Below are 640 nucleotides of genomic sequence, written 5' to 3' on the forward strand. Positions count from 1 at the left end.
GTAAGTGTTCACCAAGCCCCTATTGACAGAAAAAGTGTGACACTCAGCACTTGATCCACTTTTTACTATTGAGTGATCATTCCAGTGCTTCATCCTGTTTGTTATGAGCAGAAAGAAAGCCCCTAAATTTCAAGAGGAACCACCCGTAGCCTCTGACCTTAATGAAGCAAACGCACTGATTGAAGAGTTGTGGGAACAGTTGCGCCACCTTACCGATAAACAAGCAACTAACTCCAAAAACTCATCGAAACCACCTTCGTCTGACAACCCTAAGGACAAGCATGAGCGAAAAAAGATCAAAGCTCTGGTGGTCGCAATTCGAGAGGAGCTAAAGAAGGCCACACAGGGCATCAACGAAAACTCTCACGACTGAAAACAACTGATGTAGTTATCGATTGTTTTCCTGAAGTGTGCCCTTGCTGTGCCCAGTCAGATATCGATATTCAAGGTGGCCCCTACTACCGCCATCAGGTCTTCGATATTCCAAAACCCACTGTCGATATCACTGAATACCGTTTATTTTCAGGTCAATGCCGCCACTGTAAAGAAACAGTAAAAGCTCAAAAGCCCGACAATGCATCACAAGGTATTATCGGTCCCAATTTACTCAGCTACATTGGCGTTCTTGCTGGACAATATC

Annotated in this window: 1 pseudogene; it reads left to right on the forward strand. The window is 44.5% G+C overall.

Going from position 1 to position 640, the window contains the following annotated elements:
• Window positions 1-103: 103 nt before the first annotated feature.
• Window positions 104-640: pseudogene (locus tag FKN93_RS17520) on the forward strand (DUF6444 domain-containing protein); the annotation flags it as partial.

The organism is Vibrio sp. A8-1, assembly GCF_013048685.1.
In the GTDB taxonomy this organism is placed as follows: Bacteria; Pseudomonadota; Gammaproteobacteria; order Enterobacterales; family Vibrionaceae; genus Vibrio; species Vibrio metschnikovii.